We start from the raw sequence: 13,043 nt of genomic DNA on the forward strand, positions 1-13,043 counted from the left end.
CTACTTGCCGTAGGCGAGCATCAGCTTCTCCTTCAGTTCGTCCTTGCCGCTCAACCTGGTGGTGGAGAGGAAGAAGCGGCCGTCCACCCAGTCGTACGCCTTGGAGTAGAAGCCGTTCTCCACCTCGGCGGCGCCCGCCGGGTTCTGGAGCAGCTTCGTCGGGGTGTGGCTCGCGCCGGTGACGGGGATCGACACGACCTGGCCGCCGGCGTCGTACGGCGGTTCGACGTACGCGATGAGTGCGCCGCCCTCGACCTTCATCGGCAGCATGGGCTGCTCGGCCGGCGACTTGACGCGCCACTTCTCCTTGCCGGTGGCGAGGTTGATCGCGACGACCTCGTTGGCCTCGGTCGGCAGATAGAGGGTGTCGGCGTCGGTGGCCACGCCCTGGCAGCCCTGGAGGTCGCGTTCGAGGATCGCCCAGCCGCACACGGGGGCGAAGGACTCGTCGACGGAGACCTCGGAACGGAAGCTGCCGTCGTCCTTGAGCGTGGAGATGTTCCACGACTTCTTGTCCTCGTTGGTGAGGTAGAGGACGACAGGGTCGACGGAGTAGGTGCGCCCGACCGTCCAGCCCTTCGGAATCGGCCGGGTCCAGCGGGCCGCACCGGTCTTCGGGTCCAGTTCCTGCACCTCGTCGTGTTCCGTGGAGGTGGACGCCCCGCAGGACGACACGACGATCAGCCTGGCGCCGCCCGCGAAGGCCGCGGGGAAGCAGGCGGCCCCGTACTTCACCTTGTCGAACAGCTTGGCGCCGGTGTTCAGGTCGTACGCCGTGCCGGACTGCGAACGCCCGACCATCAGCGTCGTCCCGGTGACGGACAGCTCCAGACTGAGCGAGCTGTCGAACAGCGCCCCGTCGGCGACCTCGCCGCTCCAGCCCTTCGCACCCGTGTTCAGGTCGAGCATCTGGAGCTTGTTGCACTTGGCCCGCTCGCTGGCACCGCTCATATAGGCGACCACGATCCTGTCGTCGGCCGACTTCTGCGGAGTGACGGCGCAGATCTTCTGCGGGAAGGTGATCGGCCCCCACGCGGTGCCCCCGTCCCCGACCCGGAACGCGAACACCTGCTTGTACGCCGTCTTCACGGCAACCTTGTCGGTGATCCACATACCGTCGGCACTGGCGCCGGAGGCGGGCGCGTCCGGCGCGTCCTTGGACCACAGCACCTTCGCGTCGCCGGCCTTGCGCCCCGCGTTGAGGTTGTCGGGGTCCGCGCCGGCGGTACCGCCGCCACCGTTGCCGTCGTCACCGGCGGCGGCGTCGGCGGGGCCGGAGGCGGGCGCGGAGAGGTCGGGGCCGGCCTGACCGCCTCGCGCGCCGGGCTTGTCGTCGCCGCTACCGCCACTGCTCACCGCGTACACCGTGCCCCCGATGACGAGCAGCGCGGCGACGGCCGCTCCGAGCATCAGCGCGGGCCGCCCCTTGAAGGGGCCGCGGGAACCGCCGCCGGGCGGGAGCTGCGCCGGGGGTACGGGCGCGCCGGGGAACTGCGGGGGTTGCGGGCCGGGGTAGCCGTACCCGGGCGCGGCGCCGTACGCCGGGTGCTGGGGCGCGTAGGGGCCGGGCTGGCCGCCGTACGGGCCCGGTTGGGCGTAGGGGCCGGGCTGCTGCGGGTGGCCGTAGCCCGGCTGGGGTGTGGGCGGGGCCGGTGGCAGGGGTGGCGGCGCGCTGTGCGGCATGGGTGGCGGTGACCCGTACGGCGTGGCCGGCGACGCGCCCGGTGGCACGCCCTGTGGCCCGCCCTGCGGTACCTCCGGCGGCGGTCCGAAGCCACCCGGGGGCGGACCCTGGGGTGGTTGGCTGGGCGGCTGGGTCATCAGCGCGTTCCCCCTTCAGCTGATTTTTAGCCACGCCCCGAGGTACGCGAAGGGTGCGCGGACGCACTCGGCAAGATCCTCAGGGGAGTTCTCAGAGGGCTCTTTCTACCACTCCGTGGCCACCCCGCACCTGACCGCATCCGACCCTGTCCGCCTCTGTTCCCAAGGGCGAACAGGCTCGTGATACCGCCGTTATGCGTGTTCACGCGCTCTTCACGCCACGTCTGCGAACTCCACGCCTCGGCCGCCGTCGGCTATGCCTCGTCCGCGAGTTCCAGCCACCGCAGTTCCAAGTCGTCGCGCTCGCCGGAGAGTTCGCGCAGCTCGGCGTCGAGTTTGGCGACCTTCGCGAAGTCGGTGGCGTTGTCGGCGATCTGGGTGTGCAGCTTGCTCTCGCGCTCGGACATCTTGTCCAACTGCCGCTCGATCTTCTGGAGTTCCTTCTTGGCGGCACGGACGTCGGCGGCACTCTTCTCGGTAACGGGCTTGGCGGCGGGAACCGGTACGGCGGCCGCGGCGACCTCCTCCATCCGCTTGCGCCGCTCCAGGTACTCGTCGATGCCGCGCGGCAGCATACGGAGCGTGGCGTCGCCGAGGAGGGCGAAGACGCGGTCGGTGGTGCGCTCGATGAAGAACCGGTCGTGGGAGATGACGACCATGGAGCCGGGCCAGCCGTCGAGGAGGTCTTCGAGCTGGGTGAGGGTCTCGATGTCGAGGTCGTTGGTGGGCTCGTCGAGGAAGAGGACGTTGGGCTCGTCCATGAGGAGGCGGAGGATCTGCAGCCGCCGCCGCTCACCACCGCTCAGGTCCCCCACCGGGGTCCACTGCTTCTCCTTCCCGAACCCGAAGGTCTCGCAGAGCTGTCCGGCGGTCAGCTCGCGCCCCTTGCCGAGGTCGACGCGGTCGCGGATCTGCTGCACGGCCTCCAGCACCCGGAGGTTCGGGTCGAGCTCGCCGACCTCCTGGGAGAGATAGGCGAGCTTGACGGTCTTGCCGACGGCGACGCGTCCGGCGGCGGGCTGCTTCTCGCCGTCGCTGCGGGCGGCCTCGGCCATGGCACGCAGGAGGGAGGTCTTGCCGGCGCCGTTGACCCCGACGAGCCCGATGCGGTCACCGGGGCCGAGCTGCCAGGTGAGGTGCTTCAGCAGCACCTTCGGCCCGGCCTGCACGGTCACGTCCTCAAGGTCGAACACGGTCTTGCCGAGCCGGGTCGAGGCGAACTTCATCAGCTCGCTGCTGTCGCGGGGCGGCGGTACGTCGGCGATCAGCTCGTTGGCGGCCTCGACGCGGAAGCGCGGCTTGGACGTACGGGCGGGTGCCCCGCGCCGCAGCCAGGCCAGCTCCTTGCGGACCAGGTTCTGCCGCTTGACCTCCTCGGTGGCGGCGATGCGCTCACGCTCGGCGCGGGCGAAGACGTAGTCGGTGTAGCCGCCCTCGTACTCGTACACGTCGCCCTTCTGCACGTCCCACATGCTGGTGCAGACCTGGTCCAGGAACCAGCGGTCGTGGGTGACGCAGACGAGAGCGGAGCGGCGCTCGCGCAGATGCCGGGCGAGCCAGGAGATGCCCTCGACGTCGAGGTGGTTGGTGGGCTCGTCGAGCACGATCAGATCGGGCTCGTCGATGAGCAGCTTGGCGAGCGCGATCCGACGCCGCTCACCACCGGAGAGCGGCCCGATGACGGTGTCGAGCCCCTGCGGGAACCCCGGCAGGTCGAGCCCGCCGAAGAGCCCGGTGAGTACGTCCCTGATCTTGGAGTTCCCGGCCCACTCGTGGTCCGCCATGTCCCGGATGACCTCGTGGCGGACGGTGGCGGACGGGTCGAGGGAGTCGTGCTGGGTGAGCACGCCGAGACGCAGGCCCCCGGAGTGGGTGACCCGCCCGGTGTCGGCCTCCTCCAGCTTGGCGAGCATCCGGATGAGGGTGGTCTTGCCGTCGCCATTACGACCCACGACACCGATCCGGTCCCCCTCGGACACCCCGAGCGAGATCCCGTCGAGCAGGGCACGGGTCCCGTACACCTTGCTGACGTTCTCGACATTGACGAGGTTGACGGCCATTTCGCTCCTGAGGTGGGGTGGATCGACCTTCCAGGATAGTGGGCGGGGTGGGTGGGGTGGGCGGTGGCTTCGTCCCCGGCGCCCGGCGGTACCGTGTTCGTGCAGACCCGTTGAGGCAGGACTGCGAGAAGTGCGGCCATCCCTCACCCGAGCCGTCCCGCGTAAGGCGAGTCTCACCTTCGAGGCAGGTATGCCCTCCTGGGAACACACACACACGTGGGCAGGGGGCAGCGAGGCGCGAGTCCTGGGTGTTCCCTGACAGCTTGCGGTCCGCTCGCAGCGACGCAGCCGACTCGCTCTTCGAACGGTCCGTGCACCCGCGCCGCTCGTCACTCCAATGGCCCTCCCGGAATAGGCAGAAATTTCTCACCTATGGTCAATTCGAGCCATGAGCGCTCAAGGTAACGACCCGCCCCCGGCAGGGCGGAGCAGGGTTTCGAATTGGACGACCTGGATCAGCCTGACAGTCGCGGTCGCATCTCTCTGCTTGGCGGCAATCATGGCCTTGGTAGCGAAGAAGGCGGACGATCGCGAACGGGATGCCGATGAGCGGGCACAGCGGGCGGAAGAGGCAGACTCGCGGGAACAAGAGAGCGCGCAGGCTCAGCTCATGAACTATCGGTTCATCCCCGACTCGTCAGGCGCGACGGACAGCTTGGTGATCGAGAATCGCAGCCAAAAGCCGGTCACCAAACTCGATATGGCGTTCGGAGGTATTAATTACTACCTGCATTTTGACCTGATTCCACCTTGCAGCTGGATGCAGGTACGCCCATTGCAAGTCACAGCCAGCGACGGCATCACGTATGACCTCCGGTTGGCCCGGAGCATTTCCATTCAATTCCTGGACGACAGAGGGCTGGCCTGGAAAAAGACATTCACAGACGGATCCAGCCTGAACAAGCTCGAAGGGCTAGAAATCCTCAAAGAGGGGGACGCGAGCGCAACTTTCGCGAATGGAATAACGAACGGCAATTCACAGGATTGCTCTTGACCTTTTGACCTTCCTGTCGGTAGCCCAGAGCAATCTGCACCTTGAGGTGCCCGCTCACCCCGCAGCGCGCTGCGGGGATTCCTCCCGAGAATCTCCCGCCCCGTATCCCGCCCGCGTCGATCTACTGGGAGTCCCCTGTCCGGGCGGCACCGGAACAACCCGGGTTAGTGCGGGCGCCGGACGAGGTGACTTCCGCCGCCCGCGCCCAAGACGCACCGTTGGCCGTTCCAGCGGTTGCAGCTTCGGTGTCATGCAGTCGGCGGCGGCGCGATATCGCCCATCGGTGGGTTGAGGCGGGCGAAGCCTTCCTGGCGCTGGTAGGGGAAGTGCGGGTATGCCGCGGTCTTGCCGCTCGCCGCGTCGAGTCTCGTCAACTGGTCGGGGGTGAGCGTCCAGCCGACGGCGCCGAGGTTCTGCCGGAGCTGTTTCTCGTTGCGGGCGCCGATGATGACGGAGGAGACGGTCGGTCGCTGCAGCAGCCAGTTGATGGCGATCTGCGGAACCGCCTTGCCGGTCTCCTGCGCGATCTCGTCGAGGGCGTCGACCACGCGGTAGAGGAGTTCGCCCTCGACCGGGGGGCCGTAGTCCGCAGTGTGGTGCAGTCGACTACCGGCCGGCAGGGGCTTGTCACGGCGGATCCTGCCGGTGAGCCGTCCCCAGCCGAGGGGACTCCAGACAAGGGCGCCGAGGCCCTGGTCCAGCCCGAGCGGCATCAGCTCCCCGTCAGGGAGTGGGCCCCCTGCGTCCAGCAAGCAGTCGACCGGGGCGAGGTACCTGAGGGCACTGACGACCACGAGGTGATCCGTGCCGTCTCCGCTCCCCTCTACTACCGCCTGTTGACCACCGGCGACCGCCTCGACGAAGCGGCGGCAGACCAGGCCGCCGAGACCGCCGCAGCCGCAGCGCGCGCGGGTAAATACGTGCGGGGATGAAATTCGTGCAGGAACGTGCAAGCAAGGATCAGGGGGAATAAACGAGGGCTACCGCCCCCACTGCTGCCGCATCAGCGGCGACGGCGTCGCCGGTGTCAGGGTCCGGTGGTCGTCCCCGGTGTCCGGGCCGTCGGCCGGCGCTGACGGACCGTGCTCGTAGCCGTACTCGTACTCGTATTCGTCCTCGTGTTCCTGGCCGTGCGCCGGCATGTCGTCGCGGAGGAGGTTCTCGGGGATGAGGACGGCCGCGGTGACGCCGCCGTTCGGGGAGTCGCGGAGTTCGACGCGCAGGCCCTGGCGTGCCGCGATGCGGTTCACCACGAACAGGCCGATCTGCTTGGCGTCCAGGAGGTCGACCTTCTCCGACCGGAGCTTGCGGTTGGCGTCGGCCATGGCGTCGTCGTTCATGCCGAAGCCGCTGTCCTCGACCTCGATGATGACCCCGTCGCTCAACCGGGCCGCGCGCAGCCGCACCTTGGTGCTGGGCGGGGAGAACGACGCCCCGTTCTCGACGAGTTCGGCGAGCAGGTGGATGACGTCGGCCACCGAGCCGCCGTTCAGTGACACGCGGGGCACCGACCAGATCTGCACGCGGCTCGCGTCCTCGATCTCGGACACCGCGGCGCGCAGCGTGTCCGCCAGTGGGATCGGGTCCCGCCAGCCGCGGCCGGGCGCGATGCCGGAGAGGATGAGGAGGCTCTCGGAGTGGCGGCGCATCCGGGTGGCGAGGTAGTCGACGCGGTACAGCGCGTGCAGCTCGGCGGGGTCGCGCGGGCGCTGCTCCAGCTGGTCGAGGATGTCGAGCTGGCGGTGCAGCAGGACCTGGCTGCGGCGGGCGAGGCTGACGTACACGCCGGAGATGCCGCTGAGGAGTTCGGCGCGTTCGGAGGCGGCCTTCAGTGCCGCCCGCTGTACGGCCGTCAACGCGGTGCCCACCTGGGCGAGTTCGTCCCCGGCGAGGCGGCGCAGCGGGGCCTCGGCGTCGATGTCGACGCCCTGACCCGCGTGCAGCCGCCGCATGGCCTGCGGAAGCCTGCGGCCGGCCACTTCGAGGGCCGAGTTGCGCAGGTGCAGCAGCTCCAGGATCAGCCCCCGGCCGACGGACACGGAGACGAGGAGGGACAGCAACACGCCTACGAGGCCCAGGACCACGGCGATTCCGGAGGCGCCGAGTGTGGCCCAGCCGAACGGGTTCGCCTTGGCCGCGGCGGCCGTACCGGCTTCGGTCTCGGCCTGGTCGAGCGAGCGCAGCACACTGCTCGCGGCGTTGTCCCAGCCCCTCAACAGACCGTCGCCGACCGCCGATTCGCCGGCTCCGGCACTGCGTACGCGGTTCTCGGTCTCCGTCAGCTGACGGTAACCACCGCTCTGCAGAAGCTCGTTGTACGCCTTCTGGTGTTCGGGCCGCAGATCGGCGACCGCCGGCTTCAGCAGACCGCGCTGGACGGCGACGGCGCCGACGAACAGTGCGTACTGCTCGCCGGTGAGCTTTCCGGCGGCAGTGCCCGCCGCGAGGAGCGCCTGCTCCTGGGCCACGGCCTCGCGGGCACGGGAGAGTTCGAGGACGACGCGGGCCTCGGAGGCGGTGGTCGTGCCCTTCTCCCCGGTGAGCGCGCCGGTGACGGCGAAGGCGTCCTCGACGTAGCCGGTGTACGCCGTGTACGCGGCGGAGGCGTGGGACTCGGCGGAGGCGGTCCGCTTCGCGTTCCCGTCGCCGCTGACCGACGCGCGCAGCGCCGTGAGTCCCTTGGCGTCGTCGGTGAGCCTGTCGAGGCGGTCGGGCAGGGCCGAGTTGAGGAGCGCGGCGTCGGAGCTGGTGGAGTTGACTCCGTCGAGCAGGGCGTCGACCGCCTTGTCGGTGGCCACCTGGGTGCGCGTCAGGACGTCCGAGTCGCCGGACCCGGGGGCGCCGGCGTAGCGGGCGGCGGCGGTGCGCTCGGTCTGTATCGCGGTGACGAAGTCGGCGACCGGGGCGAGCAGTTCGGAGTTGACCTCCTTGGCCCGTTCGGCGTCACCGATGGTGGACGCGGTGGTGACCGCCGCGAAGCTCCACAGGGCCATGAGGGAGACGACGGGCAGCATCAGCAGGGCGACGATCTTCGCCCGGACCGATCGGGGGCGCAGCCGTTCGGAGGTGCGAGTCATGGTCACCTTTTCAGCCCGTCCGGCGTTTGAGGACGAGCGCGTTCAGCGCGATTGGGGGCGCAGCCCCCGGAAGGGATGGGACGGGTAGGGGCGGCTGGGGCGAGAAAAATCAGGCGGTGGACAGCTCGACCTCGCGGAGCAGCTCCGCCGCGATCGCCGACTCCGCCCGCTGCCCCGTGGGCGACAGGGCAACGTACGCCGACGCCAGGAACAGGAACGACCCGAGCAGTACGGCCAGCGGGAACAGGAACTCCGTGGACGTGGCCCCCGGCAGCTCCGCGCTGCTCGGCGCGAGCGTGACCTGGACCGCGAACATCGCGGTGTAGTGCATGCTGCTCACCGCGAGGCCCATGACCAGCGCGGCGATCGTCGCCAGCACGGGCCCGCGCACGATGAGCGTGAGGGTCAGCGCGGCGGTGGCGGCTACGACGGCGATGGCGACGGAGGTGACGACGAGCAGGGGGTCGTACGAGATGTCGCCGTGCAGGTTGAGCGCGTACATGCCGGCGTAGTGCATGGCGGCGACGCCGAGACCGGTGCCGAGGCCGCCGAGGATCACCGACCTGACGCGGGAGCGGCCGTACCCGGCGGTGAAGACACCGGCGGCGACGACGGCGATCGCGGTGACGAGGCTGAGGACGGTCAGCGGGACGTCGTAGCGGATGGGGGTGCCCTCCACGCTGAAGCCCATCATCGCGACGAAGTGCATGGTCCAGATGCCGGACCCGATCGCGAACGAGGCCAGCGCCAGCCAGTTCCGCTTGGAGGAGCCGTCGGCTTCCAACGCCCTTACCGTGCAGCGCAGTCCGAGTGCCGAGCCCAGACAGGCCATGGCGTAGGAGAGAACGGGAGTGACCCATCCGGCGCTGAAGTGGTCCATGTGGCCCATGGGGGAATTCCTCTCGCCCCGGGCGCGGACAGGGGAAGCCGCGCCCAGGTAAGTACCACCGGTAACGGGGAGACCGGGGAAGGGCTGATCGCTGCGGAGGAGGGGCCGGCCGTGCTTCGCCGACCCCTCGGCACCGTCCAGCGGATGTGAGTGACGTTCGATCGCGTCAGCGACCGGCGGCGACCTCCGTACGGACCTCACCGAGGAGGTCGTACATCGTCTGGCCGGGGCAGTCGGTCGACAGCCAGTCGCGGTGGCCGCTGATCGCGTTGACGTCCTTCGTCACCCCGTTGACCGGGTTCACATAGGTCAACCTGGCCTGCGGGTCCAGGCCCTTGAAGCGGGCGATCACCTTGGTCAGGCGGATCAGCGACGCCTTGGCCGCGTCCGTCGGCGGCTGGTCGACCAGCGTGCCGATGAGGGCGATACCGAGGTTGCCGGAGTTGAAGCCGCCGGTGTGGAAGGCGGTGACGAGCTTGCCGTCCTTGTCGAAGGCGGGGATCGGGTCGTCGCCGGAGTAGCGGCCCTCGTAGACGGCACCCGCCTCGTCGATGAGGAAGTGGTAGCCGATGTCGCCCCAGTCGAGGGTGATCGCGTGGTACTCGTAGATGCCACGCACGGTCGACGCCGGGTCGGGGTCCGCGTTCGGGGTGTCCGTGTGGTGGACGGTGACGGTCTGGAACGGGTAGTACACCTCGGGCGAGTTGACCTTGCCGTCCTTGTACCGCTTCGACTCGTCGGCGCCCCACGCCGGTCGCGACAGATACCGCACCCCGCGAACCCGGGTCGGCTCGGTCGGCACCCGGAAGGTCTTCCCGGCCCCGCCCGTCGTGTCGATCGCCAGCGACCGCGCCCCGCCCGCGCTCGCCCCGTCGGGCAGCTTCAGCTCGTACGCGGTGGCGTCCCCCGCCGCCACCAGCGCCGTGCCGCCGCCCTCGACGGTCGCGCAACCGCCGCCCAGCTCCTGCCACTTGCCGGGCGCTGAGGCACCGTCCGCGAACCTGATGCCGGCGCCGTCCGCCGCGCCGCCCCAGCGCACACCTACGTACGAGATGGCGAAGGCCGCCTTGGCCTCGGCGGTGCCGGTGGCGGCCTCGGTACGGGTGGCCGGGAACTTCTGCGGCTCGGTGCCGGCGGCGCCGGACGAGCTGTCCGTCGTACCGGACGCGGAGTCCTCGCCGTTGGTGGCCGCGAAGACCACCGGGGTCAGCGCGCCGCCGACGGCGACGGCGCCCGCGGCGCCGATCACGCCGCGCCGGGTGACGGGGACCTTCCGACGGTGGGAGGGGGCCGGAGACGAAGAGGGAGAGGAGGGGGGTGGTTGTGACACGGAGATGCCTTCCGGAAGTGCTGGGGCAGTTGGCAACTCAAGGGGGACCCCACGCCATCGCGCGCACCCATGGGACTCATGGCACCCATAGGACTCGTGAGGGGCTGTGCGCCCTGCGACGGACGGCGAGTGCTTGAAGTTGAAAAGACCCTACGTCTCACACGCGCCCCACCCGTGCTCCGTCAGGCCAAGGAACGGTGAAATCCCTGTGGAGGTCGGAGAAATGGGTTAACTCAGAAGTAACTCTTTGTGTTCACCGTCACAGCACGGTCGCGCCCGGGACCGGTCCCGCGGCCACCCGTACGGACCGGCAGGTGCCGGACGCGGAGAGCGCCCGTGCCACCTCCTGTGCGGCCCCCGCGTCGCGGGCGAGAAACGCCGTCGTCGGGCCGGAACCCGAGACCAGCGCGGCCAACGCGCCCGCCGTGCGGCCCGCCGCGAGGGTGTCGGCGAGGGCGGGGAAGAGCGAAAGGGCAGCGGGCTCAAGGTCGTTGGAGACGGTGGCGGCGAGCGCCTCGGGGTCGCCCCCGGCGAGCGCGTCGAGGAGTTGGGGCGAGGCCACGGGCACCGGAACCTCACTGTCAGCGACCAGCCGGTCGAACTCCCGGAACACGGCCGGCGTCGACAGCCCGCGCTCGGCCATCGCGAACACCCAGTTGAAGGTTCCGCCGGTCTCCAGGACCGTCAGCTTCTCCCCACGCCCGATGCCGAGCGCGGCCCCGCCCACCAGAGCGAACGGCACATCGCTGCCCAACTCGGCGCAGATGTCGAGGAGTTCGACGTGCGAGGCGCCGGTCCCCCACAGCGCGTCGCAGGCGAGCAGCGCACCGGCGCCGTCCGCGCTGCCGCCCGCCATGCCCCCGGCGACGGGGATGTCCTTGACGATGTGGATGTGCACGGCGGGCGTACGGCCGTACCGCTCGGCGAGCGCGACGGCGGCGCGGGCGGCGAGATTCGTACCGTCGAGGGGGACTTGGGCGGCGTCGGGCCCCTCACAGGTGATCCGGAGTTCCGCCGCCGGGGTGACGGTCACCTCGTCGAAGAGGCCGACGGCGAGGAAGACGTTGGCGAGGTCGTGGAAGCCGTCGGGGCGCGCGGCACCCACCGCGAGCTGGACGTTGACCTTGGCGGGAACCCGTACCGTCACGCTCACAGCTGCCCGGACCCCTCGTCGCCGCTCTGCTCCTGGACCTTGTTCTCCGCGATGCGGACGAACTCCTCGACGCTCAACGACTCACCGCGGGCCTGCGGGGAGACACCGGCGGCGACGAGGGCGCTCTCGGCGGCGGCGGCCGACCCGGCCCAGCCGGCGAGGGCGGCACGCAGGGTCTTGCGGCGTTGCGCGAAGGCGGCGTCCACGACCGCGAAGACCTCGCGCCGATCGGCGGTCGTCTTCAGCGGCTCGGCCCGCCGGACGAGCGAGACGAGCCCGCTGTCGACGTTGGGCGCGGGCCAGAACACGTTGCGCCCGATGGAACCGGCCCGCTTGACCTCGGCGTACCAGTTGGCCTTGACGGAGGGGACGCCGTACACCTTCGACCCGGGCGGCGCGGCGAGCCGGTCGGCGACCTCGGCCTGCACCATCACCAGCGTCCGCTCGATGCTCGGGAACGTCTCCAGCATGTGCAGCAGCACGGGTACGGCGACGTTGTACGGGAGGTTCGCGACCAGTGCGGTGGGCGGGGGTCCGGGGAGTTCGGTGACGCGCATGGCGTCGGAGTGCACGAGGGAGAACCGGTCGGCACGGGTGGGCGTCCGCGCGGCGACGGTGGCGGGCAGCGCCCCGGCCAGCACGTCGTCGATCTCGACGGCCACGACCCGGTCGGCGGCCTCCAGCAGCGCGAGGGTGAGGGACCCGAGCCCCGGCCCGACCTCGACGACCACGTCATCGGGCCGCACACCGGCGGTGCGCACGATACGGCGGACCGTGTTGGCGTCGATCACGAAGTTCTGCCCGCGCTGCTTGGTGGGCCTGACGCCGAGGGCGCCGGCCAGCTCACGGATGTCGGCAGCGCCGAACAGCGCATCGGAGGCGGGGAGGGCATCGGGGGCGGGGCTGGTACTCACGGGACCAGGGTACGGGGGGTACGGGGGGCGGGGGTGCGCGGCTGGGCCGGGGGCGAGCGCGGGACGCTCGGTGCGGGGCCGGGGGGGTGTGCGCGGAAGGCGACGAGGGCAGGAGACGGGGCAGGATTCGCACCCGCGTCCAGCCGGGACGTTGATTCAGACCATGGCGAGCCCGCGTCCGCCCGGGACGGTGTGTCAGACCACGGCGAGCCGGTCCACCAACAGCTCCAACCTCGACTCGGCGTCCTCGGGCAGCAGGCGGCGCGCTCGGGTCAGGGTCACCAGGCCGTGCAGAGCCGCCCAGAACACCTCGGTGAACAGTCCCGGGTGGACGCCGTCGCCGGCGACCTCGGCAAGACACTCGAGCAGGGCGGCGAAGGCGTCCTTCAGCTGCTCGGGGGTGTCCTCCCGCGCGTACGCCAGGCCCCCGTCGAGCTGGAACAAGGCGTCGTAGACCGCCGGGTTGCGCTCGGCGAAGTCGAGGTAGGCACGGGCGAGGGCGGTGACCCGCTCGCGCGGGCCGTTCACTCCGGAGGCCGCCGCACGCACCACTGCGGCCAGCTCGGCGGCGCCCTCCAGGGCGACGGCGCCGATGATCTCGCGCTTGCCGCGGAAGTGGCTGTAGAGGACGGGCTGGCTGTACTCGATGCGCTCGGCGAGCCGACGGGTGGTGACCGCGTCCCAGCCCTGCTGCTCGGCGAGTTCACGGGCTGTCGCCACGATGAGCCGCTCGCGCTCAGCCCGTTCGCGCTCCTTGCGTTCCTTTACCGACATGACTCGACCCTAGCACCGCTAGACAATCGAG

11 protein-coding genes are annotated in these 13,043 nt (G+C 70.3%); 2 read left to right on the forward strand and 9 right to left on the reverse strand.

Annotation, left to right across the window (positions count from 1 at the left end; all coding sequences use genetic code 11):
* Together PV734_RS28760 and PV734_RS28765 are read right to left on the reverse strand one after the other, a co-directional pair.
* Positions 1–1,821 (reverse strand): PQQ-binding-like beta-propeller repeat protein, encoded by a 1,821-nt coding sequence (locus PV734_RS28760; RefSeq protein WP_319292606.1) that lies wholly within the window; start codon positions 1,819–1,821, stop codon positions 1–3.
* A gap of 254 nt (positions 1,822–2,075) precedes the next feature.
* Positions 2,076–3,881 carry an ABC-F family ATP-binding cassette domain-containing protein gene (locus PV734_RS28765; protein WP_319096709.1) on the reverse strand — a complete coding sequence of 602 codons (1,806 nt, stop codon included), beginning with the start codon at positions 3,879–3,881 and terminating at the stop codon, positions 2,076–2,078.
* A 487-nt stretch (positions 3,882–4,368) separates the two neighbouring features.
* Between PV734_RS28765 and PV734_RS28770 the strand changes: the two genes are divergently transcribed.
* On the forward strand, positions 4,369–4,875 hold the full coding sequence (locus PV734_RS28770; protein WP_319096708.1) for a hypothetical protein: 507 nt from the start codon (positions 4,369–4,371) through the stop codon (positions 4,873–4,875).
* A gap of 248 nt (positions 4,876–5,123) precedes the next feature.
* Here the strand turns inward: PV734_RS28770 and PV734_RS28775 are convergent, their stop codons facing one another.
* Complete coding sequence (locus PV734_RS28775) at positions 5,124–5,588, reverse strand: aldo/keto reductase (RefSeq protein ID WP_415924280.1); 465 nt, start codon at positions 5,586–5,588, stop codon at positions 5,124–5,126.
* Between PV734_RS28775 and PV734_RS28780 the strand changes: the two genes are divergently transcribed.
* Positions 5,472–5,807 carry a TetR-like C-terminal domain-containing protein gene (locus PV734_RS28780; protein WP_415924281.1) on the forward strand — a complete coding sequence of 112 codons (336 nt, stop codon included), beginning with the start codon at positions 5,472–5,474 and terminating at the stop codon, positions 5,805–5,807. The two genes, PV734_RS28775 and PV734_RS28780, sit on opposite strands and share 117 nt — an antisense overlap.
* Positions 5,808–5,855: 48 nt before the next feature.
* Here PV734_RS28780 and PV734_RS28785 read toward each other — a convergent pair whose 3' ends face one another.
* The 6 genes from PV734_RS28785 to PV734_RS28810 all read right to left on the reverse strand — a co-directional run bounded on the left by PV734_RS28785 (position 5,856) and on the right by PV734_RS28810 (position 13,012).
* Positions 5,856–7,952 (reverse strand): nitrate- and nitrite sensing domain-containing protein, encoded by a 2,097-nt coding sequence (locus PV734_RS28785; protein WP_319292607.1) that lies wholly within the window; start codon positions 7,950–7,952, stop codon positions 5,856–5,858.
* 109 nt (positions 7,953–8,061) lie between these two features.
* Positions 8,062–8,841: an MHYT domain-containing protein gene (locus PV734_RS28790; protein ID WP_319096705.1), complete on the reverse strand. Its 780-nt coding sequence runs from the start codon at positions 8,839–8,841 to the stop codon at positions 8,062–8,064.
* A gap of 166 nt (positions 8,842–9,007) precedes the next feature.
* Positions 9,008–10,090, reverse strand: coding sequence for an N-acetylmuramoyl-L-alanine amidase (locus PV734_RS28795; protein WP_319292608.1), 1,083 nt, complete (start codon positions 10,088–10,090; stop codon positions 9,008–9,010).
* 340 nt (positions 10,091–10,430) lie between these two features.
* Complete coding sequence (locus PV734_RS28800) at positions 10,431–11,324, reverse strand: 4-(cytidine 5'-diphospho)-2-C-methyl-D-erythritol kinase (RefSeq protein ID WP_319292609.1); 894 nt, start codon at positions 11,322–11,324, stop codon at positions 10,431–10,433.
* On the reverse strand, positions 11,321–12,238 hold the full coding sequence (rsmA, locus tag PV734_RS28805) for a 16S rRNA (adenine(1518)-N(6)/adenine(1519)-N(6))-dimethyltransferase RsmA (protein ID WP_319096702.1): 918 nt from the start codon (positions 12,236–12,238) through the stop codon (positions 11,321–11,323). The genes PV734_RS28800 and rsmA overlap by 4 nt, the downstream gene beginning before the upstream one ends.
* Positions 12,239–12,433: 195 nt before the next feature.
* Positions 12,434–13,012, reverse strand: coding sequence for a TetR/AcrR family transcriptional regulator (locus PV734_RS28810; RefSeq protein ID WP_319292610.1), 579 nt, complete (start codon positions 13,010–13,012; stop codon positions 12,434–12,436).
* Between the last annotated feature and the right edge of the window lie 31 nt (positions 13,013–13,043).

The sequence above is a fragment of the Streptomyces sp. AK08-02 genome (assembly GCF_033795085.1).
GTDB lineage: Bacteria > Actinomycetota > Actinomycetes > Streptomycetales > Streptomycetaceae > Streptomyces > Streptomyces echiniscabiei.